The 22,511-nt window shown below is 68.2% G+C and carries 20 protein-coding genes; 7 read left to right on the forward strand and 13 right to left on the reverse strand.

What is annotated here, in order from left to right; genetic code table 11:
* Window positions 1–91: 91 nt before the first annotated feature.
* From C6569_RS14700 to C6569_RS14710, 3 genes are all read right to left on the reverse strand, one after another.
* Entirely contained in the window at window positions 92–598 is a 507-nt protein-coding gene (locus C6569_RS14700; protein WP_106749550.1) for a PaaI family thioesterase, read from the reverse strand.
* Between the two features lie 76 nt (window positions 599–674).
* The gene (locus C6569_RS14705) at window positions 675–3,026 is read right to left on the reverse strand and encodes a putative bifunctional diguanylate cyclase/phosphodiesterase (RefSeq protein ID WP_106749551.1); all 2,352 of its coding nucleotides are present in this window, start codon (window positions 3,024–3,026) and stop codon (window positions 675–677) included.
* A 98-nt stretch (window positions 3,027–3,124) separates the two neighbouring features.
* A complete protein-coding gene (locus C6569_RS14710) occupies window positions 3,125–3,640 on the reverse strand; it encodes a MarR family winged helix-turn-helix transcriptional regulator (protein ID WP_106749552.1) in 516 nt (171 codons plus the stop codon).
* A gap of 219 nt (window positions 3,641–3,859) precedes the next feature.
* Between C6569_RS14710 and groES the strand changes: the two genes are divergently transcribed.
* From groES to C6569_RS14735, 5 genes are all read left to right on the forward strand, one after another.
* On the forward strand, window positions 3,860–4,150 hold the full coding sequence (groES, locus tag C6569_RS14715; RefSeq protein ID WP_106749553.1) for a co-chaperone GroES: 291 nt from the start codon (window positions 3,860–3,862) through the stop codon (window positions 4,148–4,150).
* A 54-nt stretch (window positions 4,151–4,204) separates the two neighbouring features.
* Entirely contained in the window at window positions 4,205–5,845 is a 1,641-nt protein-coding gene (groL, locus tag C6569_RS14720; protein ID WP_106749554.1) for a chaperonin GroEL, read from the forward strand.
* A 420-nt stretch (window positions 5,846–6,265) separates the two neighbouring features.
* Window positions 6,266–7,390: a TRAP transporter substrate-binding protein gene (locus tag C6569_RS14725; RefSeq protein WP_106749555.1), complete on the forward strand. Its 1,125-nt coding sequence runs from the start codon at window positions 6,266–6,268 to the stop codon at window positions 7,388–7,390.
* Between the two features lie 89 nt (window positions 7,391–7,479).
* Window positions 7,480–8,166 carry a TRAP transporter small permease subunit gene (locus C6569_RS14730; protein ID WP_245898113.1) on the forward strand — a complete coding sequence of 229 codons (687 nt, stop codon included), beginning with the start codon at window positions 7,480–7,482 and terminating at the stop codon, window positions 8,164–8,166.
* Between the two features lie 14 nt (window positions 8,167–8,180).
* A complete protein-coding gene (locus C6569_RS14735; protein ID WP_425440720.1) occupies window positions 8,181–9,737 on the forward strand; it encodes a TRAP transporter large permease in 1,557 nt (518 codons plus the stop codon).
* 4 nt (window positions 9,738–9,741) lie between these two features.
* Here the strand turns inward: C6569_RS14735 and C6569_RS14740 are convergent, their stop codons facing one another.
* The 5 genes from C6569_RS14740 to C6569_RS14760 all read right to left on the reverse strand — a co-directional run bounded on the left by C6569_RS14740 (window position 9,742) and on the right by C6569_RS14760 (window position 14,330).
* Complete coding sequence (locus C6569_RS14740) at window positions 9,742–10,074, reverse strand: hypothetical protein (RefSeq protein ID WP_106749557.1); 333 nt, start codon at window positions 10,072–10,074, stop codon at window positions 9,742–9,744.
* A 61-nt stretch (window positions 10,075–10,135) separates the two neighbouring features.
* On the reverse strand, window positions 10,136–10,852 hold the full coding sequence (locus C6569_RS14745) for an ABC transporter ATP-binding protein (RefSeq protein ID WP_106749558.1): 717 nt from the start codon (window positions 10,850–10,852) through the stop codon (window positions 10,136–10,138).
* A complete protein-coding gene (locus tag C6569_RS14750) occupies window positions 10,849–12,084 on the reverse strand; it encodes an ABC transporter permease (RefSeq protein ID WP_106749559.1) in 1,236 nt (411 codons plus the stop codon). The genes C6569_RS14745 and C6569_RS14750 overlap by 4 nt, the downstream gene beginning before the upstream one ends.
* A complete protein-coding gene (locus tag C6569_RS14755) occupies window positions 12,081–13,079 on the reverse strand; it encodes an efflux RND transporter periplasmic adaptor subunit (RefSeq protein WP_106749560.1) in 999 nt (332 codons plus the stop codon). The genes C6569_RS14750 and C6569_RS14755 overlap by 4 nt, the downstream gene beginning before the upstream one ends.
* A 90-nt stretch (window positions 13,080–13,169) precedes the next feature.
* A complete protein-coding gene (locus tag C6569_RS14760; RefSeq protein ID WP_106749561.1) occupies window positions 13,170–14,330 on the reverse strand; it encodes a site-specific DNA-methyltransferase in 1,161 nt (386 codons plus the stop codon).
* Window positions 14,331–14,559: 229 nt separating this feature from the next.
* Here C6569_RS14760 and ypfJ point away from each other — a divergent pair, with 229 nt between their 5' ends.
* Window positions 14,560–15,459, forward strand: coding sequence for a KPN_02809 family neutral zinc metallopeptidase (gene ypfJ, locus C6569_RS14765; protein WP_106749562.1), 900 nt, complete (start codon window positions 14,560–14,562; stop codon window positions 15,457–15,459).
* 36 nt (window positions 15,460–15,495) lie between these two features.
* Here ypfJ and C6569_RS14770 read toward each other — a convergent pair whose 3' ends face one another.
* Both C6569_RS14770 and C6569_RS14775 read right to left on the reverse strand, forming a co-directional pair.
* Window positions 15,496–16,470 carry an MBL fold metallo-hydrolase gene (locus C6569_RS14770; RefSeq protein ID WP_106751062.1) on the reverse strand — a complete coding sequence of 325 codons (975 nt, stop codon included), beginning with the start codon at window positions 16,468–16,470 and terminating at the stop codon, window positions 15,496–15,498.
* A gap of 127 nt (window positions 16,471–16,597) precedes the next feature.
* Window positions 16,598–17,275: a response regulator gene (locus C6569_RS14775; RefSeq protein ID WP_106751063.1), complete on the reverse strand. Its 678-nt coding sequence runs from the start codon at window positions 17,273–17,275 to the stop codon at window positions 16,598–16,600.
* 265 nt (window positions 17,276–17,540) lie between these two features.
* Between C6569_RS14775 and C6569_RS14780 the strand changes: the two genes are divergently transcribed.
* On the forward strand, window positions 17,541–18,362 hold the full coding sequence (locus C6569_RS14780; RefSeq protein ID WP_106749563.1) for a S1 family peptidase: 822 nt from the start codon (window positions 17,541–17,543) through the stop codon (window positions 18,360–18,362).
* A 12-nt stretch (window positions 18,363–18,374) separates the two neighbouring features.
* Here the strand turns inward: C6569_RS14780 and C6569_RS14785 are convergent, their stop codons facing one another.
* The 3 genes from C6569_RS14785 to hydA all read right to left on the reverse strand — a co-directional run bounded on the left by C6569_RS14785 (window position 18,375) and on the right by hydA (window position 22,475).
* A complete protein-coding gene (locus C6569_RS14785; protein WP_106749564.1) occupies window positions 18,375–20,423 on the reverse strand; it encodes a M3 family metallopeptidase in 2,049 nt (682 codons plus the stop codon).
* A 130-nt stretch (window positions 20,424–20,553) separates the two neighbouring features.
* Window positions 20,554–20,997 carry an NUDIX hydrolase gene (locus C6569_RS14790; protein ID WP_106749565.1) on the reverse strand — a complete coding sequence of 148 codons (444 nt, stop codon included), beginning with the start codon at window positions 20,995–20,997 and terminating at the stop codon, window positions 20,554–20,556.
* Entirely contained in the window at window positions 20,994–22,475 is a 1,482-nt protein-coding gene (gene hydA / locus C6569_RS14795) for a dihydropyrimidinase (protein ID WP_106749566.1), read from the reverse strand. The genes C6569_RS14790 and hydA overlap by 4 nt, the downstream gene beginning before the upstream one ends.
* Window positions 22,476–22,511: the final 36 nt, after the last annotated feature.

The raw sequence follows: 22,511 nt of genomic DNA on the forward strand, positions 1-22,511 counted from the left end.
GCCGGCCATCCACGACTTGAACACTGCGCCAAAGAATTCGTGGATGCCCGGGACGAGCCCAGGCATGACGAGGACGATACCGGTGGCGGCCTCACGAGGCCGCCGACACCCGCGCCTCGAAGATCATGCAGGTCTCGGTCGCGTGGGCGATGAGCCGGCCCTTGCCGTCCACCAGGCGGGCCTCGGATGTCGCGATCCGCGATCCCGCATGGACTACCTTGCCCTCGCAACGCACGCGACCGGTCTCCGGCATCAGCGCCCGCACGTAATTCACCTTCATCTCGACCGTCGTATAGCCCTGACCGGCCTTCACCAGCGTATGGACGCAGCAGCCGAGCGCCGAGTCGAGGATGGTCGCGGTCCAGCCGCCGTGGATGGTGCCCAGCGGATTGAAGAAGTCGGCCGTCGGCGTCCCCTCGAACACCGCCAGTCCCGGAGCCACCTCGGTCAGGATGAAGCCCATGGACCGGGCGATGGGCGGCGCCGGATAGCGCTGCTCCAGCATGCCGCGGAGGAAGTCGATGCCGTCCTGGCCGGTAGCCTCCGCCATGTCGACGACACCGTAACGGAGGGTGGGAGCGGGGGCAGCGGCGGTCATGTCGGTCTCCGAGGATCTATCGTGTAACTGCACGATATGATCGGGAGACCGACGGGTCAACGGGCCGGCGCGGCGATCAGGCCGCCGCCTGGCTACCGAGACCGTCGCCGAATTCGTCGGCGAAACCGGCGATGAAGCCGGGCACGGACTCGGCCGACAGGGTCCTGGCGAAATAATAGCCCTGCGCCTGGTCGCAGCCGAGATCGCGCACCCATGCCAGGTCCGCCGCCGTTTCGACGCCCTCGGCCGTGGTGACGAATCCGAGGCTCACCGCGATGCCGACGATGGCCTCGACCACAGCCTTGCGGTTTTCCGGATCGGTGGGGCCCGACACGAAGGACCGGTCGATCTTGAGCTTCTGGATGGGAAAGCGGGTGAGATAGCCGAGCGAGGAGAAGCCGGTGCCGAAATCATCCAGCGCGATGCGGATGCCGAGCGTGCGCATGTCCGCGAGGAAGCGGCCGCTCTCCGCCATCTGGTTCATGAACAGGGCCTCGGTGATCTCGACCTCCAGCCGGTCCGCCGGCAGATGGCTCACCGCCAGCGCCTGGGCCACGTGGCTGAGCAGGGTCGCCGACCCGAACTGGGCGGGGGAGATGTTCACCGCCACCCGGATCGGCTTCGGCCAGGCTGCGGCGTCGAGACAGGCGCGTTTCAGCACCCAGGCGCCGATGGGTTCGATGAGACCGGATTCCTCGGCGATCGGCACGAAGGCGTCGGGCGACAGCAAGCCGCGCTGGGGATGCTGCCAGCGCAGCAGCGCCTCGAAACCGACGATGGCGCCGGCGCGGATGTCGATGATCGGCTGGTAGGCGAGGCGAAGCTGGTCGCCGTCGAGGGCCGCGCGCAGGTCTTCCTGCAGCAGTCGCCGCTCCTCGGCCTCGCGGTGCATCCTGTCGTCGAAGACCGCAGCCACGCCGCGGCCGCTGTCCTTGGCGCGGTAGAGCGCGAGATCGGCATTGCGGATGAGGTCGTCGACCGTGTCGGTCTCGCCGGGTCCGAAGGCGATGCCCATGCTGGCGCCGACCGTGATGCGGGCCCCGTCGATGGTCCTGGAACGGCTGATCCGCGCGATGATGCGCCGGGCGAGATCGACCACGTCGGAGCGGCGGGTGAAATCGCTCACCAGCATGCCGAATTCGTCGCCGCCGAACCGCCCGAAGACCACGCCCTGATCGACGAGCTCGCCGAGATCGCGGGACACCGCCATCAGCAGCGCGTCCCCGATGGGATGGCCGAGCGTGTCGTTCACCGCCTTGAACTGGTCGAGGTCGAGACAGGCGAGGGCGAAACTGCTGCCGTTGCGCCGCGCCGTCTCGAGACGCAGCGCCGCGAGTTCCCGGAACCGGGCGCGGTTCGGCAGGCCGGTGAGCAGATCCGTGGCGGCCATCCAGGCCACCTTCTGGCTTGCGACCTTGCGGTCGGTGATGTCGGAGCCGACGCCGCGCCAGCCGAGGTGCCAGCCGGATTCGTCGAAGAGGGGCTTGGCCGTCAGCGACCACCAGCGCGGCTCGCCGGCGACGTCCACCTGGATGTCGAGGTCACGGAACGGCTGCCGCCGCGCGATGGCGAGGCGCAACGCCTGCCCGGTCTCCTCATCGGCCATCTCGACGATGCGGCGCCCCACCAGCGACTGACCCGCAACTCCCGCGACCTCGCCGAAGCGCGGGGAGTGCTGCACGACCGCAAATCCGGGATCGGTTTCGAACAGCCAGTCCGATCCGTGCTGCTCGAACTCGTTGAGCAGCAGCTCGATGATCTCGCCGCGTTCCTTCAGACTCGCCTCGGCCCGGAACCGCTCGCTGAACAGACGCGAGGAATTGGCGACGCTCTGCACGACGATCCAGGCATAGGCGAGCAGCAGCAGGGTGAGAAAGATGACGTAACCGTTGCCGGTCTCCAGCAGCGCGGCGACCGATCCGGCGCAGAGGATGCCGACATAGGCGTAGGCGGCCGAGGGAATGGTCGCGAGCGCGAAACCGCCGGCGCAGATCATGCCGGTGACGAGGCAGGCGATGACCAACTGGTCCTCGGCCGAGACGCTTCCGAACCAGAGGACCGGGACGGCGGCCCAGAGCGCCGCCAGGGTGGCGGCATGCCAGGTCGCCCGGCGGATCGCGCGGGCGGAGGCGCGGAGCCGCTGCTTGCGGCCGCGGCGCAGGAACCACGCGCGCGTCGTCACCGCCACCACCGCCAGGATGGTGAGCGACCAGGCGGCGAGTACGAAGGGGTTGGCCTCCTCGCGTACCAGGAACACGACGACGGCGGCGTTGATAAAGTTGGCCGCCATGGTCAGGGGCGAGAACCGCGCCACAGCGTGGATCTGCGCCGCGCGGATACGCCCTTCCTCGGCCGGCTCGTTGGGCACGTCCTTGCGCCACCCCTCCCAGGCGTCGCGAATGAGGGTGAGGGAGGAGGAAGGCGTCAAACGGGTCTCCGGCGGCAGCACGTTACCGCAAGCACCCTCACCCAACGGCACTTAAGAAACACTCAAACGGTTCGACGAAGCTCGTTGCCCGGCGTGATTCAGCCGCAGCGGCCGTCCGTCACCGACCGGCGGATGGCGCGGAGCCCGTCCCGGGTGCGGCCCCAGACGTCGGCCCCCACCGCCTCCTCCATCTTCACGTGCTCGGATTCCCACAGGGGGATCGCCGCCGAAAGCAGAGCCGCGCCGGCCTCGGTGAGGGCCGGACGCACCGCCCGTCCCTGGCCGGTGGAGACGCTCACGAGCCCGGCCGCCTCGAGCCGCTTCAGGTTCCGGGTCATGGTCGTGCGGTCGAGGGCGAGAGCTTCCGACAGCGCCGTCACCGAATTGGTCTTCGCCACGGCGAGAGCCGCCAGAATGTTGAACTGCGTGACCTCCAGTCCGAGCGGCGCGAGAGCGCGGTTATAGGCGCGCGTCACCGCATGGGCCGTCATCCGCGTCTGGTAGCAGATGCAGGAGCGGGCGATGCGGCTCACCGTCGCCTCGTCCGGGGCGCCGCAGGGCGCGGCCCCGGCGGCGGGGATGGGCTTGGGAGTCTGGCTGGTCACCGTCGTCATGGTGTCACGATCCGGCGGGAGAGGTCTGGCGTCAAGGCATGTGGGGTTTGTCGGCCGTTTTAACCATAGATCGCTGCGTCCTTGACTCCCGATACCGCCCGGACTATCTCCACGGCGGGCATTAGCAGTCACTTCAGGTGAGTGCTAACAGCCCCGGCCGACGGGCCGCCAAACAATTCCGCGGCCCCTGGGGCCGCTCATGTCAGGGACACCAGATCCATGAAGTTCCGTCCGCTGCACGACCGCGTGGTCGTCCGCCGCCTCGAGGGCGAAGAGAAGACCAAGGGTGGCATCATCATCCCGGATACCGCCAAGGAGAAGCCGCAGGAGGGTGAAATCCTGGCGGTGGGCCCGGGCGGCCGCGACGAGGCCGGCAAGCTGGTCCCGCTGGACGTCAAGAAGGGCGACAAGGTGCTGTTCGGCAAGTGGTCGGGCACCGAAGTGAAGATCGACGGTGTCGACCTCCTCATCATGAAGGAGAGCGACATCATGGGCGTGATCGCGAAGTAAGTCGCGAACCGCTCCCTCCATCCCATTCATTCATTCCGACAGGAGTAAGCCACAATGGCTGCCAAGGACGTGAAATTCGGCCAGGACGCGCGCGAAAAGATGCTGCGCGGCGTCGACATCCTCGCCGAGGCCGTGAAGGTCACGCTCGGCCCGAAGGGTCGCAACGTCGTCATCGAGAAGAGCTTCGGCGCCCCGCGCATCACCAAGGACGGCGTCACCGTCGCCAAGGAGATCGAGCTCGCCGACAAGTTCGAGAACATGGGCGCCCAGATGGTCCGTGAGGTCGCCTCCAAGACCAACGACCTCGGCGGCGACGGCACCACCACCGCCACCGTTCTCGCCCAGGCCATCGTGAAGGAAGGCGCCAAGTTCGTCGCCGCCGGCATGAACCCGATGGACCTGAAGCGCGGCGTCGACATCGCCGTCCTCGAGGTCGTGAAGGCGCTCGAGAAGTCGGCCAAGAAGGTGAAGTCCTCGGCCGAGGTCGCTCAGGTCGGCACCATCTCCGCCAACGGCGACGCGCTGATCGGCGAGATGATCGCCAACGCCATGCAGAAGGTCGGCAACGAGGGTGTCATCACCGTCGAGGAAGCCAAGTCGCTGGACACCGAGGTGGACATCGTCGAGGGCATGCAGTTCGACCGCGGCTACCTCTCGCCCTACTTCATCACCAACGCCGACAAGATGGTGGCCGACCTCGAGGACGCCTACATCCTGATCCACGAGAAGAAGCTGGCCGGCCTCCAGGCCATGCTGCCGGTTCTCGAGGCCGTCGTTCAGACCGGCAAGCCGCTGGTGATCGTCGCCGAGGACGTCGAGGGCGAGGCTCTCGCCACGCTCGTCGTCAACAAGCTGCGTGGCGGCCTCAAGGTTGCCGCCGTGAAGGCGCCGGGCTTCGGTGACCGCCGCAAGGCCATGCTGGAGGACATCGCGATCCTCACCGGCGGCCAGGTCATCTCCGAAGACCTCGGCATCAAGCTGGAGAACGTCACCCTCGCCATGCTCGGCCGCGCCAAGAAGGTGCTGATCGAGAAGGAGAAGACGACGGTCGTCGACGGCGCCGGCAAGAAGAAGGACATCGAGGCCCGCATCGGCCAGATCAAGGCGCAGATCGAGGAGACCACCTCGGACTACGACCGGGAGAAGCTGCAGGAGCGCCTCGCGAAGCTCGCCGGTGGCGTCGCCGTGATCAAGGTCGGCGGCTCGACCGAGGTCGAGGTGAAGGAGAAGAAGGACCGCGTCGACGACGCTCTCAACGCGACCCGCGCGGCTGTCCTCGAGGGCATCGTCCCCGGCGGCGGCATCGCTCTCCTCCGCGCCAAGGCCTCCGTCGCCAAGCTGAAGTCGGACAACGCCGACGTTCAGGCCGGCATCAACATCGTGCTCAAGGCCATCGAGGCTCCGATCCGCCAGATCGCCGAGAACGCCGGTGTCGAGGGCTCGATCGTCGTCGGCAAGGTGCTCGAGAACAAGTCGGCCACCTTCGGCTTCAACGCCCAGACGGAAGAGTATGTCGACATGTTCGACGCCGGCATCGTCGACCCGATGAAGGTCGTGCGCACCGCTCTCCAGAACGCCGCTTCGGTCTCCTCGCTGCTCATCACCACGGGCGCGATGATCGCCGAGTCGCCGAAGAAGGAATCCGCAGCTCCGGCCATGCCGGGCGGCGGCGGCATGGGCGGCATGGACTTCTGATCCAGCCATCCAGGCTCAGAGCTTAAGGAAGGGGCGCCGCGAGGCGCCCCTTTTCGTTGTGCCGCCCATCTCTTGGCGAGGCGCGAGCCGGGCAGGCCCGGCGCGCGCAGGCGGCATGGATTTCTGATCCAGCCATCCAGGCTCAGAGCTTAAGGAAGGGGCGCCGCGAGGCGCCCCTTTTCGTTGTGCCGCCGGCCCCTCCGCGCGACTCATCTCTTCAGGGGATCCGCTTTGGACTAAAGTCGGAGACCCAGGGCGTTCATGGCCGCACGGAGAAAGTCCTGTTCAGTCCCGACACAAGATGGTGACGACTGCGGCGAAGCTTGCACTTGACCTTTCGACGCAGTGCATCAGTCTCTTCTCCCAGCGACATTAACGAGCCCGTTCACAAGGGCCTGACGTCGCAAGAGGAGACGCCCCATGACTGACACCCCTGCTTCGGCACCGCCGAAGTCCGATCGCCGTCGCTTTCTCGCGCTCGCCGGCGCCACCGCGGCAGCCACCGTCGCCGCTCCCGCCGTATCCAACGCCCAGACCGTCACGCTGCGCTTCCAGTCGACCTGGCCGCAGCGCGACATCTTCCACGAGTTCTGCAACGACTACGCCACCCGCGTGAACGCCATTTCCGGCGGGCGGCTCCGCCTCGAAGTGCTGGCGGCCGGTGCCGTCGTGCCCGCCTTCCAGCTCCAGGACGCCGTCCATGCCGGCATTCTCGACGGCGGCCACGGCGTCACCGCCTACTGGTTCGGCAAGAACAAGGCCTATTCGCTGTTCGGCACGCCGCCCGCCTATGGCTGGGACGCCCACAACTTCCTCGGCTGGATGAACTACGGCGGCGGCTACGACCTCTACAACGAGCTGCTGACCCAGATCACCCGCGTCAACGTCGTCGGCTTCCTCACCGGGCCCATGCCGTGCCAGCCCCTCGGCTGGTTCAAGCGCGAGCTCACCCAGGCGAGCGACCTGCGTGGCCTCAAGTACCGGACGGTGGGCCTCGCCGCCGACCTGTTCAACGAGCTCGGCTCGGCGGTCACCATCCTCGCCGGCGGCGAGATCGTACCGGCGCTCGAACGCGGCCTCATCGACGGCGCCGAGTTCAACAATCCGAGCTCGGACTCGATCCTCGGCTTCGCCGACGTGTCGAAGACCTACATGCTGCAGAGCTACCACCAGTCGGCCGAGGCCTTCGAGGTCATCTTCAACAAGGCCAAGTACGACGCCATGGGCGCCGAGCAGAAGGCGATCCTGAAATACGCCGCCGAATCCGCCTCCTCCGACATGTACTGGAAGGCGCTCGACCGCTACTCCAAGGACCTCGCCGCCCTGCGCGGCCGCGGCGTCAACGTCATCAAGACGCCCGACGCCATCCTGAAGGCCCAGCTCGAGGCATGGGACAAGGTCGTCGCCCGGCTCTCGGCCGAGAATCCCTTCTTCAAGAAGGTGATCGACAGCCAGCGCGCCTGGGCCCAGCGCACCGTGGGTTACGAGCGCATCAACACGCCCTCGCGTGAGATGTCCTACACCCACTTCTTCGGCGGCTCCTGATCCGCAGCACGCGAAGGCGGCGGGCCACCGCCGCCTTCCGGCCGCCGGCGGTCCGACCGCCACCCTTCCGATCCCGCCTGGAATGTCCGATGGCGCCCAATCCCCTCTTCCTCTCCTTGCTGCTCGGCAGCTGGGCGCTGGTCTGTGCGGCCGTTCTCTGGCTGATGATGCGCCGCGCCGGCACCGACCGGCTGATGGCCCTGCTGCTGGCCGTGGACGACGTCTCCACCCTCATCGGCAAGGCGGCCGCCTGGTCCATCGTCGTTCTCACCCTTGCCATCTGCTACGAGGTCTTCGCCCGCTACATCCTGCAGGCCCCGACCATGTGGGCCTTCGACGTCAGCTACATGCTCTACGGCGTGCTCTTCATGCTGGCGGGCCCCTATGCGCTGGCCCGCAACGGCCATGTCCGCGGCGACTTCCTCTACCGCGAATGGCCGCCCCGCACTCAGGCGAAGCTCGACCTCGTCCTCTATTTCGTCTTCTTCTTCCCCGGCATCCTCGCCCTCTGCTACGCCGGCTTCACCTTCGCCAACTTCTCCTGGTTCATCTTCGAGCGCTCGGCGAACTCGCCGAACGGTCCCTACGTCTTCCCCTTCAAGTCGCTCATCCCCCTCGTCGGCGGCCTGATGGTCGTCCAGGGCCTCGCCGAAGTGGTGCGCTGCGTCCTGTGCATCCGCACGGGCGAGTGGCCGCCGCGCCTCCACGACGTGGAGGAGACCGAGAAGATCATCCTCGAACAGGCCGAGGCGGCCAAGACGAAAGGGGCCGCCTGATGTTCGGCATCACCATCGGAAATCCCGAGCTGGGCGTGCTCATGCTCGTCCTCTTCGTCATCTTCATCATGCTCGGCTTCCCCATCGCCTTCACGCTGATGGCGCTGGGGGTCATGTTCGGCTACGCGGCCCAGGGCGACATCGTCTTCGCCCTGGTGGTCCAGCGCACCTATTCGGTGATGACCAACGACGTGCTGGTCGCCATCCCGCTCTTCATCTTCATGGGCTACATCATCGAGCGGGCGAACATCCTCGACCGGCTGTTCAACTCGGTGCAGCTCGCCATCGGCGGCCTGCCGGGATCGCTGGCGGTGACGACGCTCATCACCTGCACCATCTTCGCCACCGCCACCGGCATCGTCGGTGCGGTGGTCACCCTGATGGGGCTCCTCGCCTTCCCCGCCATGCTGCGCGCCGGCTACGACGAGCGCCTGTCGGCGGGTGTCGTCTGCGCCGGCGGCTGCCTCGGCATCCTCATCCCGCCGAGCGTCATGCTCATCCTTTACGGCGCCACGGCCGGCGTCTCGGTGCCCAAGCTCTATGCGGGCGCCTTCTTCCCCGGCCTGCTCCTCGCAACCCTCTACATCCTCTACGTCATCGTCCGCTGCATGATGAACCCGGCGCTCGCCCCGAAGCTGCCGAAGGAGCAGCGCATGCCGCTGGGCTTCGACTTCGACAAGGACAAGATGGCGCTGGTCAAATACGTCGTCATCGTCCTGCTAGCCGTGCCCGTCGCCTATGCCGTGGTCTACGGCATGGAGTGGCTGCTCAACATGTTCCGCGTCATGACCACGCCGGCCGGCGTGACGCCGCGCGAGATCGACTACACGGTCCCCGACAAGCTGCCGCACGTGATCCTCGGCGCGGGCGCCATCGGCCTCGTGCTGCTGCTCGTCCTCGGCAAGGCGGTCTTCAAGGAACTGGCGCGCAGCTTCTTCCCGCTGACCCTGCTCATCATGTCGGTGCTCGGCGCCATCTTCTTCGGCATCGCGACGCCCACCGAGGCGGCGGCGGTCGGCGCCCTGGGTTCGGTCCTGCTCGCCGCCGCCTATCGCTCCATCAGCTTCGTCAAGCTGAAGGAATCGGTGTTCCTCACCGCCCGCACCTCGGCCATGGTGTGCTGGCTCTTCGTCGGCTCCTTCATCTTCTCGTCCATCTTCGCCATCCTCGGCGGGCACGAGCCGATCAAGGCCTTCGTCGCCATGCTCAACCTGTCGCCGACCATGTTCATGATTCTGGCCCAGGTCATCATCTTCGTCCTTGGCTGGCCGCTGGAATGGACGGAGATCATCGTCATCTTCGTGCCGATCTTCCTGCCGCTGCTGGAGACGTTCAAGATCGACCCGCTGTTCTTCGGCATCCTCATCGCCCTGAACATCCAGACGTCGTTCCTGTCGCCGCCCGTGGCCATGGCACCCTTCTATCTGAAGGGCGTGGCGCCCCCGCACGTCACCATCAACCAGATCTTTTCCGGTGTGATGCCCTTCATCTTCATCGTCGTCGGCTGCATGGCCGTGGTCTATGCCTTCCCCGGCATCGCCCTCTGGCTGCCGGGGGTGCTCTACCGCTGAGGCCTCAGCCGCAGGAAGCGCCGCGCACGATTCCGCGGTCGTCCAGCCCGAAGCTCAGGCGATTCGGCCGGAAGTCGCGGGTGCAGATGGCGCAGTAGCGCACGATGAGGCCCCGCGGGACGCGATAGCGCGCCTCCACCGTCGCTCGCGGCAGGCCGATGAAGCGCCGCGCCACCGGCAGCTCGCGCCGGCAGTGCCGCATCGCCGCCTGGAAGGCGGGCTGGGAGGGACCGGTCGCCCGCGGCGGCTGTTGCGCCGAAGCCATGCCGGGCGATCCCGGAGCCGCGACGAGGAACGCGGCCGCGACGACGGCGGTGGAGACGAGGGCGAGACGCATGGAAACCTCCTGTTCGATGCCGCCCGACTAGCGCCGAACCGTGGCGCCATCATGCCGGGGCTCAGGCAGGCTCCCGCACGGGCAGGCCGGCCCGCATCTCGTCGGACACGATGCGCCCGTCCACCAGGTGGACGCGGCGGTCCATGCGCTCGGCAAGGTCGATGGCGTGCGTGACGGCGACGACGGAACGCCCGTCCTTGTCGACGAGGTCGCGCAGGATCTGGAACACCTGCTCGGAAGATTTGGAATCGAGGCTCCCCGTCGGCTCGTCGGCGAGGATCACCGGCGGATCGTTGGCGAGCGCCCGCGCCACGGCGACCCGCTGGCGCTGGCCGCCCGAGAGCTGGTCCGGCCGCTTGGCGAGATGGTCCTCGAGCCCGAGCGATGAGAGCAGGCTCTCGGCCCGCTCCTTCATCTGCCGCGCCGACAGCTTCCCAACGGCCCTCATGGGCAGCATCACGTTCTGCGTCGTGGTGAATTCGGGAAGCAGGAAGTGGAACTGGAAGATGAAGCCGAGCGTCTCGAGCCGGATCCTGGCGCGCTCGTCGTCGTCGAGCAGGCTGGTGTCCTCGCCCCTCACCAGAACCTCGCCCGAGGTCGGCACGTCGAGCAGGCCGAGGAGATAGAGGAGCGACGACTTGCCGGAGCCGGAGGGGCCGGTGATGGCGACGAACTGCCTGTCGTGGATGAGGAGATCGATGTCGGCCACCAGCGTCACCGGCACGGTGCCGGGCAGGATGCGCGTCGCCTTGCGGGTCTCGATGAGGGGCCCGGTCATGTCGCCCCCCGGATGATCTCGACGGGATGGACGCGCGCCGCCTTGCGCGCCGGGAAGAAGCCGGCGATGGCCGAGGACGCCAGCGCGATGCCGCCGGCGATCGCATAGTGCAGCGGCGCGACGATGAGCGGCAGGTGGGTGGAGTCTGTGAAGCCGGTCCTGATCTCGATGGACAGCATGACCTGCGTCAGCACGAATCCGAGCACCGATCCGGCGAGCGCCCCGGCGAGGCCGATGGCGAGCCCTTCGAGGATGAAGATGCGCCGGACGGTCGCCTGCGTCAGGCCCAGCGACTTCATGATGGCGATGTCGCGGCTCTTCTCGAAGGTGATGGTGGAGATGATGTTGTAGGTGCCGAAGGAGGCGACCAGCAGGATGGCGCCCACCACCGTGTACATGATGATGTTGCGGATGACGAAGGCCGACATGAGGTCCTCGTTGGCCTCCTGCCAGGACACGGTCTTCAGCCCCGTATCGGCGATGATCCGGTCGGCCACCGCCTTGGCGTTCATCGGGTCGTTGAGGCGTATACGGATCTCGTTGATGAGGCCGGTCTGCTCGGCGAGGATCTGGGCGGTCTTGATGAGCACGTAGGACGTGCCCTCGTCCACGGCCCGCACGCCGGAGCGGAAGATGCCGACCACCTGCCCCGTCATCACCTTCCCCGTGCCGGCAGACATCGAGATGTTGGAGCCCAGGCGCGCGCCGAGCTTCTCGGCCAGCCGGTCACCGAGGATGATGGCGTTGGTGGCGCGGTAGAGGGCGGGGAGCGAGCCCTGTCTGAGGTGGTTGACGAGCTGTGACACCCGCGGCTCGCGGGCGGGATCGATGCCGACGATCACCGAGGTCACGTCCTTGCCGCCGTAGCGCAGGATGCCGCGGGCCTGGACCGAGGGCGTCACGGCGCCCGGCACCCAGCTCTCCAGCGCCGCGATGGTGGCGATCGGATTGTTGATGCCGCGCCGCCGCGTGGCCGGGGTCAGGCCGCGGATCTGGGCGGTGTCGAAGGCCTCCTCCGCCGGCTGGCGCGGTGCCTCGCGCCGCTCGTCGTTGATGGCGATATGCGGCATGGCGTTGACCAGGGTGCGGACGAAATCGTCCTGCGAGCCCTGCATCAGCGCCGCCATCATGATGGAGAAGCCGACGCCGATGGAGACGCCGAGCACCGCCACCACCGTCTGGCGCAGGCGGGCGGCGATATGGGTCCAGGCGATGTCGACGACGAGGTTCATGGCGCAGTGCGCACCCGCTCGCCGCCGCGCCAGCGCGCCTCGGCCGGCACGGCGATGCGGTCTCCCTCGGCGATGCCGGAGCGGACCTCGGTGAGCCGCGTGCCGCGGATGCCGGTCTCCACCGGCCGGCGGACGACGCGGCCGGCATCGACCGTGAAGACGGCGCCGCCGATGATCGCCTCGTTCGGCACCAGCAGCACGTCCTTCGCCTCGCGGGTGACGATGTTGGCCTCAACCGACATGCCGAAATGCAGCGGCGTGTCGTCGGGCAGCGCGATGCGGATCCGGAAGGTCTTGGTCGCCGTGTCGCCCATCGGCGTGATGTCGCGCACGGTGCCGTCGAGCGGCCGGTCCTTGAAGGCGTCGGTGCGCAGCAGCACGGTCTGCCCCACCCGGACGCGCGGGATGTCCTCCTCGGCCACGTCCGCCGTCACCTGCAGCGGGCGCGGATCGCCGACGCGGAACAGGATCTGGCCGATGTCGGCGATCTCGCCCACCTCGCCGTCCTGCCGTAGCACCACGCCGTCGCGCGGCGCGAGAATCTGGTAGTTGCCCAGCCGCTCGTTGGTGGCGGCCACCAGCGCCCGCATCTGCGCGAGGTCGGCGGTGGCCTTGTCGTAGGCCTGTTGGGTGGCGACGCCGCGCTGTATCAGTTGGCTCACCCGGTCCACCTCGCGCTGGGCCAGGGCGAGGCGCGCATGCTGCTCGGCGAGATTGGCGCGCACCTCCCGGTCGTCGAGGCGGGCGAGCATGTCGCCCTCCTTCACCGTGCGGCCCTCGCAGGAACAGTGGGCGACGATGCGCTCGCGCGCCATCGAGGCCATCTTGGCCCAGCGCACCGGCTCGACGATGCCCGTCGCATAGACGATCTCGGCTGCCGTGCCGCGGCCGACGGCCTGGAGCTGGATCTCGGCCCCGCGGCCGTAGCGCCAGAAGACGGCACCGCCGAGGGCGGCCGCGATCAGCAGCAGGATCAACCAGGAGCGCAGTTTCATCGCCAGCCTTCCGGACCGTTCGGGACGCCGATCTAGCAGGACCATATAGGGGCCCGCCTTGATCGACGTCAGGTCAAGCCGGTCGCCGGGTCAGGAGGCGCCCATCTCCTCGCGGATGCGGGCGCGCAGGGCGTCGATCGGCGACAGGCGGCCGTTGTCGTTGACGTGCCAGAAGGTCCAGCCGTTGCAGGCCTGGGCGCCCTGGACCAGAGCGCCGATCTTGTGGATCGAGCCGACCTGCGGCCCGGCCATCAGCGAGCCGTCGGGACGCACCACCGCCTGGAAACGGCCCTTCTCGTCGGTCAGCACCGTTCCCGGCGCCACCATGCCGCGCTCGACCAGCGAGGCGAAGGCGACGCGCGGCGCCTCCCGCGCGGTGGTGAAGGCGGCGAGCGAGGCCTCCGCCAGCGGCTCCACGGATGAAATGCGCGCCTCGGCCGCTCTCGCATAGGCGGGATCGCGTTCGATCCCGATGAACCGGCGGCCGAGGCGCTTGGCAACGGCCCCGGTGGTCCCGGAGCCGAAGAAAGGATCGAGGACGACGTCCCCGGGCTTGGACGAGGCCAGCAGCACCCGGGCGATCAGCGCCTCGGGTTTCTGCGTCGGATGGACCTTGCGGCCCGCATCGTCCTTGAGGCGCTCCTCGCCGGTGCACAGCGGGATGAACCAGTCCGAACGGACCTGGACGTCCTCGTTGCCGGCCTTCAGCGCCTCGTAGTTGAAGGTGTAGCGGGCCTTCGCGTCGCGCGAGGCCCAGATCAGCGTCTCGTGGGCGTTGGTGAACCGGCGGCCGCGGAAGTTCGGCATCGGGTTCGCCTTGCGCCAGATGACGTCGTTCAGCACCCAGAAGCCGAGGTCCTGCAGCGCCGTGCCGACGCGGAAGATGTTGTGGTAGGAGCCGATCACCCACAGCGAGCCGTTCGGCTTCAGCACCCGGCGCGCGGCCGTGAGCCAGGCGCGCGTGAAGGCGTCGTAAGCGGCGAAGCTCTCGAACTGGTCCCAGTCGTCGGTCACCGCGTCGACGCGGCTGTCGTCGGGGCGGTGCAACTCGCCCTGGAGCTGGAGATTGTAGGGCGGGTCGGCGAAGACCATGTCGACGGAGGCCGCAGGCAGGTCGTTCAGCGCGGCGATGCAGTCGCCCAGGATGATGCGGCCCGAGAGGCCGAGCCCCTGATCGGGGACGAGCGAAGGCGAACGGACCGCCCGTACGCGGTCACCAGATCGGGCAGTTCCGTTCGACGTCAACAGCATCAGGCGGCACTCGGTACGCAAAACAATCGTGTCGCAACGCCCCGCGAGAGTGGCCCGGTAGAGTAAAGGGACACTTAAGTCGCAGGCTCGACTGCAGAAATATTCCGTCACCGATTGGTAAACACGGCGTCCCGCAAAGACTGCCGCCGGCGTGAAACCCGCGTCCCCGCCGGGAGTTGCACCTCCCGGACCGCAGCGGCATGATCGCCGCATGTGAGGGGTTGACGCCATGCGTTGGGAAGATCTGCGCCGTTCCGACAATATCGAAGATCGTCGCGGCGGCGGCGGCGGCGTTCCGGGCGGGCCCGCCGGCATCGGCATCGGCGGCATGATCGTGGTCGGCCTCATCTCCTATGTCACCGGCATCAACCCGGCCGTCCTGATCGGCGGCTACGAGGCGGTCACCCGCGGCAGCCAGCGCCAGGTCGAGCAGCAGGCGCCTTCGCGCCAGGGCGGCCGGCCGACCGACCAGATGGGCGATTTCGTCGCCGCCGTGCTCGGCTCCACCGAGGATGCCTGGCAGAAGATCTTCCAGGAGGCGGGCCGCCGCTATCAGGCGCCGGGCCTCGTCATGTTCAACGCCCGCACCCGCTCGGGCTGCGGCGCCGCCCAGTCGGAGATGGGCCCCTTCTACTGTCCGAACGACAACAAGGTGTACCTCGACACCTCGTTCTTCCGCGAGCTGGCGACGAAGTTCCGCGGCTGCACCGGCGGCGACAATGCCTGCCGCTTCGCCTATGCCTATGTCGTCGCCCACGAGGTCGGCCATCACGTGCAGAACCTGATGGGAGTGCTCACCCGCGTGCAGCAGGCACAGCGCGCCTCGGGCAACGAGCGCGAGAGCAACGCCCTTCAGGTGCGGGTCGAGCTGCAGGCCGACTGCTTCGCCGGCGTCTGGGCCTATCACACCCAGCAGCAGTACCGCTTCATCGACGAGGCCGACGTGCGCCAGGCCATGCAGGCCGCCGCCGCCATCGGCGACGACATGCTGCAGCGCCGCTCGCAGGGCTATGTGGTGCCCGACAGCTTCACCCACGGCTCCTCGGCCCAGCGCCAACGCTGGTTCATGACGGGCCTCAGGAGCGGTCAGGTGTCGAGCTGCAACACTTTCCAGGCGCGGGAGCTGTGACGGCGAGGAGCGCACGCGCCCCCGCCGCAGCAAGCCTCACCGCACCATCTGCATCGGCTCGGCGAAGTAGCGGAAGCCGTCGCCGGCCTTCGCCAGATGGCCGAAGCCGGGCCAGGGGAAGTGATAGGACATCACCGGCACCTGCTTCTCCGCCAGCATGGTGAGCAGCTTCACGCGCGTCTGTGCCGACTGCTTGGGGTCGCTGTCATAGGCGAACTCCATCAGCGGCTTCTCCAGCAGCAGGATCTGGTGATGGGTGAGGTCGCCCATGAAGCAGAACTGCTTGCCGCCCGAGGAGATCATGAAGATCGTGTGGCCGACCGTATGGCCGGGGGCGGCGATGGCCTGCACGCCGGGGATGAACTCCTGGCCGTCGCGGAAGAACTTGATGCGGTCGCGCACCGGCAGGAGGTTCTTGCGGGCATGTTCGACGAAGGCCTTGAGCGGCGAGCCGAGCTTGGCCTCGTCGGTCCAGAAGTCGAAGTCCGACTGCGCCAGCCACACCTCCGCATTGGGGAAGAGCGGCTTGCCGTCGGCGCCGACGATGCCGCCGACATGATCGATATGGGCGTGCGAGCAGCAGATGGCGTCGATGTCGCCGGGGCGGATGCCCGCTTCGCCCAGCGACTTGATCAGCCTCCCGGTGGTCGGCCCGAAGGCCTGCGACGTGCCCATGCCGGTGTCGAACAGCACGAGGCGGTCGCCGAAATTCACCACCGGAATGTTCTGCTCCAGCGTCACGGCGGTGGGATTGAGGAAGTTGCGCGTCAGCATGGCGCGGATCTCCTCCTTCGGCACGCCGAGGAAGGATTCGGAGGGATCACCGAGCGGCAGCGGTCCGTCGGAGACCACCGAGACCTCCGCCTCGCCGAAGCCGAAGCGGTAGAAATAGGGCGCCTGGCTGTTGAGCTTGGGTGCCCGCGCGAGGGCGGAGCCCGCCGGCAGGGCCGCGGTCGCGGCAAGGCCGAGGCCAAGAGACAGGGCGTCGCGTCTGGAATGAAGGCCAGCCATCATATCCTCCCGAATGTCTTGGATCCGCCCTCGAACGGGGCGGTGAGACAGTGTGGTAGCAACTGTCTGACGCTGGCAAGCGGGAAGGGCGCCCCCTCGCCATGCTCTTCGGCGGAGGTCGCCGCCCCTACCCGTTCAGCGCCTGTCCAGGCCAGCCTTCGGCGGCGATCTTCGAGGCGGCGATGACCGCCTGGGTGCGGCTGTCGACGCCGAGCTTGGTGAGGATGGCCGACACGTGGGCCTTCACCGTCGCCTCCGAGACCGTGAGCTCGTAGGCGATCTGCTTGTTGAGCAGCCCCTCCGACAGCATCATCAGCACACGCACCTGCTGCGGGGTGAGGCTCGCGAGGCGGGCGGCGAGCTTGGCGCTCTCCGAATCCCGGCTGGCGGAGAGATCCACGTCGGCGGGCACGAAGCTGCCGCCGTCGAGCACCGTCTGCACCGCCTGGCGCATCTCCTCGGTGCCGAGCGTCTTGCGGATGAAGCCGGAGGCGCCGAACTCGAAGCAGCGGCGGATGACCTCCGCGTCCTCGGTGGCGGAGACGATGACCACCGGCACGCCGGGATGCTGGGCCCTGAGATACATGAGCCCGGAAAAGCCCTTCACGCCCGGCATGGTCAGGTCGAGGAGCACGAGATCGACGTCCGGGTCGGCACCGACGATCTCCTGCATCTCGGCGAAGGACCCCGCCTCCGCGATGGAGAGCTGGCGCGGCAGCCCGGCGACCGCCTCCCGCAAGGCCCCACGGAACAGGGGATGATCGTCGGCGATGACGATGCGATAGCTCGATAGTGCGGTGTCCACGCCGCTCACCCCGGTGTTGCCTCGTCGTGCGGCCTTCTGGCGCGCCGCATTGCGCGAATTGTCGCGCCTTGCCCGTCACAACACAAGGCCACAATGTCCGGCCGCGGCCCGTCACCGGCCCCCGAGCCCGCGAAAGGCAGGCGGAGCGCGGGAAAAGAGGCCCGCCGGGCCCGCCGTCGATTGACATCCGCCCCGTCGCGGGGGTCTGTTAAGCCTTCGGCAGACCGGCGTGACGGCCGGGGGGCGCGACCTGAAGAGGTGTTTCATGGTGCGGCTCGGTATCGGAAGGTCCGGACGGGCCCTCGCCGCCCTCGTGGCGGTGGCGGTGGCGGTGCTGGCCGGCGTCGGCGAAGCCGCCGCGGTGATGCGCGGCGAGCCTGCACGCGACCCCAACGGCACGCGCCGGTCCACCGTGCTCATCGAGACGCCGGAAGGCATCTGCACCGGCGCCATCGTCGGCGCCGACCTCGTGCTCACCGCCGCCCATTGCGTCTCGGCCAGCGGCCGTTACCGCGTGCGCTATCTCGACCGCTCCTTCCGCCGGGTCGCCGTGGCGGTGAAGCGCACCGCCGCCCATCCAGGCTTCGACCCCCGCCACGGCTTCGCCTCCGACGATGTCGGGCTGATCCAGGTGACCCGCCCCTTCGGCGCCGATGCGCGACCCGCCGCCCTGCCCTCCGGCGGCTGGGGCGTCGCCTTGTTCGGCGGCCGAACGACGGGCGAGGAGCTGATCATCGCCGGCTTCGGCTCCACCGAGCGGTCGCGCTCCCGCGACGGCGTGCTGCGCGAGGCCCTCATGCGCACCTCCGAGCCGAGCGTTCCCGGCCGCGGCTTCGCCGGCCTGACCGGCGAGGAGGGCCAGCAGCGGCCCGGCATGTGCGTGGGGGATTCCGGCGGTCCGGTCTATCGCCGCATCGGCCGCAGCTTCACCGTGGTCGGCGTGCTCAAGGGCGGCACCACCGACCCCGGGCGCGAATGCACCTCGACGCCGATCTTCGTGCCGGTGAAGGACTACGTCTCCTGGGTGCGCCAGACCGCCGCCGAATGGGGAGCGCCGCTGGGCGGCGCCGTCGAGATGCGGCAGTAGCGGGCCGGCGGCTCAGGCCGCCGTCGCCAGGCCCCTCTTGACGAGCAGCGCCTCGGGGTCCGGCTCGCGGCCGCGAAAGGCCACATAGGCCTCCATCGGGTCGCGGCTGTTGCCGGCGGCATAGACATAATCGCCGAGCCGCCTGGCGAGGACCGGGTCGAAGGGGTCGCCCACCTCCTCGAAGGCGGCGAAGCCGTCGGCGTCCAGCACCTCCGACCACATGTAGCTGTAATAGCCGGCCGAATAGCCGTCGCCCGAGAAGACATGGGCGAAATGCGGCGTGCGGTGGCGCATGACGAGCCCCTCCGGCATGCCGATGCGCCGGAGTTCCTCCGTCTCGAAGGCCACGGGATCGATGTCCGCCGCCGTGTCCAGCGAGTGGAAGGCAAGGTCGACCAGGGCCGAGGAGACATATTCCACCGTCGCGCAGCCCTGGTTGAAGGTGCGCGCGGCGATCAGCTTGTCGATCAGCGTCTGCGGCATCGCCTCGCCCGTCTCGGCGTGGACGGCGAAGTCCGACAGCACCTCGCGGCGCTCCAGCCAGTGTTCGTAGAGCTGGGACGGGAACTCGACGAAGTCGCGCGCCACCGACGTGCCGGAGAGCAGCGGATAAGTGACGTCGGAGAGGAGGCCGTGCAGCCCGTGGCCGAACTCGTGGAACAGCGTGCGCGCATCGTCGAAGGAGAGCAGCGCCGGCCGGCCCTCCGGGGGCTTCGCGAAATTCATCACGTTCACGATGATCGGCCGCACCGGTCCGGACAGCTTCTCCTGGCTGCGGAAGGCGCTCATCCAGGCCCCCGAGCGCTTGGTGGGACGGGCGAAATAATCGCCGAGGAAGAGTCCCACATGCTGCCCGTCACGCAGCACCTCGTAGGCCCTGACGTCGGGATGATAGACCGGCACGTCGTCGCGCCGGCGGAAGGTGACGCCGAACAGTTTCGTCGCCACCGCGAAGGCCGCCTCGATCATCCGGTCGAGCTGGAAATAGGGTTTGAGCGCGGCCTCATCGATGGCGTAGCGCTTCTGGCGCACCTTCTCCGCATAGAAGCGCCAGTCCCACGGCTGGATCGGCTCGTTCATGCCCTCTTCGCGCGCGACGGCGGCGAGATCGGCCTTCTCCTCGCCGGCCCGCACCACGGCGCGGTTCCACACGCGCTCCAGCAGCGTGCGGACCGCGTCCGGCGTCTTGGCCATGGTCTCGTCGAGCTTGAAGGCGGCGAAGGTCGGATAGCCCAGCAGCTTTGCCCGCTCGACCCTGAGTTTCACCGTCTCGGCGACGATGGCGCGGTTGTCGGTCTCACCGCCCATTTCGCCGCGCTTCACCCAGGCCTTGAAGATGGTCTCGCGCAGGTCGCGCCGCGGCGACAATGTCAGGAAGGGCTCGACCATGGAGCGGCCGAGGGTCATGACGTATCCCTCGCGGCCGCGATCCTTGGCGGCCTGGGCCAGCGCGCTCTTCAGGAAGTCCGGCAGGCCCGCCACGTCGGCCTCGGAGAGGTCGAGCGTCCACGTCGCCTCGTCCTTCAGCACGTTCTGCGAAAAGGCCGTGCCCAGGGTGGCGAGGCGCTCGGTCACCTGCCGCATCCGCGCCTTGCCGGCCTCGTCCAGGGCCGCGCCGCCGCGGACGAAATTCTTGTAGGTCTTTTCCAGCACCCGAAGCTGCTCGCCCGTCAGGCCGAGCTGGTCCCGCCGCTCATACAGCGCGCGGACGCGCGCAAAGAGCCGGGCGTCGAGGGTGATGGCATTCGAATGCTGCGCCAGCAGCGGCGCCATCTCGCGCTGGATGGCCTGGATCGCCTCGGTGGCGTCGGAGCCGGCGAGGTTGAAGAAGACGCCGCAGAGCCTGTCCAGCGCATGGCCGCCGGTCTCCAGCGCATCGATCGTGTTGGCGAAGCTCGGGGCGTCCGGGTTGGTGGCGATGGCGTCGACCTCGGTCCGGTGTTCGGCCAGCGCCCTCTCGAAGGCGGGGCGATAATCGTCGATGCGGATGTCGCCGAAGGGTGCGATCCCGAACGGCGTGGTCCAGGGGCGGAAGAAGGGATTGTCGGTGCTCTGGGTCATGGGCGCCAATGTGGCGGTGCGGGAGAGGGTCGGCAAGGGTGGGATGCGAGAGGCCGCCGGACACGAGCCTGTATGGCCGGAGTGCGTCGTTCGAGCAGCGCTGCGATCGCGCCTCCCGGCATCCGCGCCGTCACAGGATCTCGGCGAGCCCCACCGGATAGAGGTTCCATCCACGGGCCGCGAGGTCGGCCGGGCTGTACCAACCGGCCCGGCAGGTCTCGCCGTTCGACTCGGTGAAGCTGACCGGTCCAGCCGCGTAGAGCGCATCGTCCAGAAGATCGATCTCGGCCACGAAGACCATCTCGTGGCCGGCCGCCCCTTCGTGCACGAACAGGTTCTCCAGCGCGTGCCATGGCCCGCGGATGGCGATGGCGCATCCCAGCTCCTCGCGAAACTCGCGGTGCAGGGCCTCTTCGCGGGTCTCGCCGAAATCGATGGAGCCGCCGAGCGGCCGGACACCGGTGACCCGGCCGTCCGCCCCTGTGACCTCGGCGACGAGGATATGCGCGCCGCGCCGGGCCAGCCCGAGCACCTTGACCCTGATCTGCTGCTCGGGCGTCCAGACTGCGCTCACAGCACCTTCGCGCCGAAGTTCCGCGCCGGGTCCATGTCGGCGGTGAGCTTGCCCGTCGGCTCCGCCGCCCAGCCGCCCGTGCGCTTCATCCAGCGGCCCTCGCCCGGCTTGCCGGCGAGCGTGCCTTTTGAAACCACCTCGCGCCCGCGCACCAGCACCGTCTCCGGCCAGCCCTTCACGGTGCGGCCGGCAAACGGCGTGTAGCCCGTCAGGTCGTGCATGAGTTCGTCGGTGATGGTGACGGACTTCTGCGGGTCCCAGATGGCGATGTCGGCGTCGAAACCCGGCGCGATCTGGCCCTTGCCGGCCAAGTTGTAGATGGAGGCGGGCTGCGTCGCCGTCAGGTTCACGAAGGCCTCGAGGCCGCGGCCGGAGAATTCAGGCCGGCCCTGTGAGACCATGGCGTCGAACATCAGTGGCAGGCGCACCTCAAGGCCGGGAAGGCCGTTGGCGATGGCCTTGAAATTGGCGTTGGGGCCAGCGGAGAGCTTGCCGGTCTCGTCGAAGCGATAGGGCGCGTGATCGGAGGTTACCGTCTGAAGGTCGCCCAGCGCCAGCGCCTGCCACAGCGCGTCCTGGTCCTCCTTCTCTCGCGGCGGCGGCGAGCACATCCACTTGGCGCCCTCCATGCCGGGCTTGTCGAGGTCGTGCTTCGTCATGAACAGATATTGCGGGCAGGTCTCGGCGAAGACCTTCAAGCCTTGCGCCCGCGCGTCGCGCACCACCTTGGCGCCCTCCGCGGTCGAGACGTGGAAGATCATGATCGGCTGGTCGATCAGCTCCGAGAGTGCGATCAGCCGCGTGAAGGCCTCCGCCTCCGAGCCGCGGGGATGGCTGATGGCGTGATATTTCGGCGCCACATAACCCTTCTTGACGAGGCGCTTGCCCATCCAGGAGATCATGCCGTGGTTCTCGGCATGGACGCAGACCAGCGCGCGGTTCTCCCGCGCGGTCATGAGCACGTCCAGCAGCGGCTCGTCGTCGACCTTGATGAGGTCGTAGGTCATGAAGATCTTCACCGAAGCGTGGCCCTCGCCGATGAGCTCCGGCAGGTCCTTGGTGATGGTCTTCTCGTCGGGATTGGCGACGATCAGGTGGAAGGCGTAGTCGATCAGCGACCCGCGCTCGGCCAGCACGGAATAGTCGTCGACCACCTTGCGCAGGTCCTTGCCGCGGTGCTGGGCCGCAAACGAGATGACCGAGGTATTGCCGCCGAAGGCCGCCGAGGTCGTGGCGCTCTCGAAGGTGTCGGCGTTGAGGAGGCCGCCGGCCGAGACCTGCTCGATATGGGTATGGGTGTCGATGCCGCCGGGCAGGACCAATTTGCCCGTCGCGTCGATCTCGCGCGCGCCCTCGCCCAGGCCGAGGCCGATCGCCGCCACCTTGCCGTCGCGGATGCCGACATCGGCCGCGTAGCGTCCGCTCGCCGCCCCCACGGTTCCGCCGCGGATGACGAGGTCGAAGGGCGAGGCAGGCATGTCGTGCTCCGGCTGGACGGGAGAAATTTCCGGCCC

Source organism: Phreatobacter cathodiphilus (assembly GCF_003008515.1).
GTDB lineage: Bacteria > Pseudomonadota > Alphaproteobacteria > Rhizobiales > Phreatobacteraceae > Phreatobacter > Phreatobacter cathodiphilus.

Bases quoted from the DNA above. Each gene is read 5' to 3' on its own strand.
- C6569_RS14700 (WP_106749550.1), bottom strand. From the start codon at position 598: ATGACCGCCGCTGCCCCCGCTCCCACCCTCCGTTACGGTGTCGTCGAC.
- C6569_RS14710 (WP_106749552.1), bottom strand. From the start codon at position 3,640: ATGACGACGGTGACCAGCCAGACTCCCAAGCCCATCCCCGCCGCCGGG.
- groES (WP_106749553.1), top strand. From the start codon at position 3,860: ATGAAGTTCCGTCCGCTGCACGACCGCGTGGTCGTCCGCCGCCTCGAG.
- groL (WP_106749554.1), top strand. From the start codon at position 4,205: ATGGCTGCCAAGGACGTGAAATTCGGCCAGGACGCGCGCGAAAAGATG.
- C6569_RS14725 (WP_106749555.1), top strand. From the start codon at position 6,266: ATGACTGACACCCCTGCTTCGGCACCGCCGAAGTCCGATCGCCGTCGC.
- C6569_RS14730 (WP_245898113.1), top strand. From the start codon at position 7,480: ATGGCGCCCAATCCCCTCTTCCTCTCCTTGCTGCTCGGCAGCTGGGCG.
- C6569_RS14740 (WP_106749557.1), bottom strand. From the start codon at position 10,074: ATGCGTCTCGCCCTCGTCTCCACCGCCGTCGTCGCGGCCGCGTTCCTC.
- C6569_RS14745 (WP_106749558.1), bottom strand. From the start codon at position 10,852: ATGACCGGGCCCCTCATCGAGACCCGCAAGGCGACGCGCATCCTGCCC.
- C6569_RS14750 (WP_106749559.1), bottom strand. From the start codon at position 12,084: ATGAACCTCGTCGTCGACATCGCCTGGACCCATATCGCCGCCCGCCTG.
- C6569_RS14755 (WP_106749560.1), bottom strand. From the start codon at position 13,079: ATGAAACTGCGCTCCTGGTTGATCCTGCTGCTGATCGCGGCCGCCCTC.
- C6569_RS14760 (WP_106749561.1), bottom strand. From the start codon at position 14,330: ATGCTGTTGACGTCGAACGGAACTGCCCGATCTGGTGACCGCGTACGG.
- ypfJ (WP_106749562.1), top strand. From the start codon at position 14,560: ATGCGTTGGGAAGATCTGCGCCGTTCCGACAATATCGAAGATCGTCGC.
- C6569_RS14770 (WP_106751062.1), bottom strand. From the start codon at position 16,470: ATGGCTGGCCTTCATTCCAGACGCGACGCCCTGTCTCTTGGCCTCGGC.
- C6569_RS14780 (WP_106749563.1), top strand. From the start codon at position 17,541: ATGGTGCGGCTCGGTATCGGAAGGTCCGGACGGGCCCTCGCCGCCCTC.
- C6569_RS14785 (WP_106749564.1), bottom strand. From the start codon at position 20,423: ATGACCCAGAGCACCGACAATCCCTTCTTCCGCCCCTGGACCACGCCG.
- hydA (WP_106749566.1), bottom strand. From the start codon at position 22,475: ATGCCTGCCTCGCCCTTCGACCTCGTCATCCGCGGCGGAACCGTGGGG.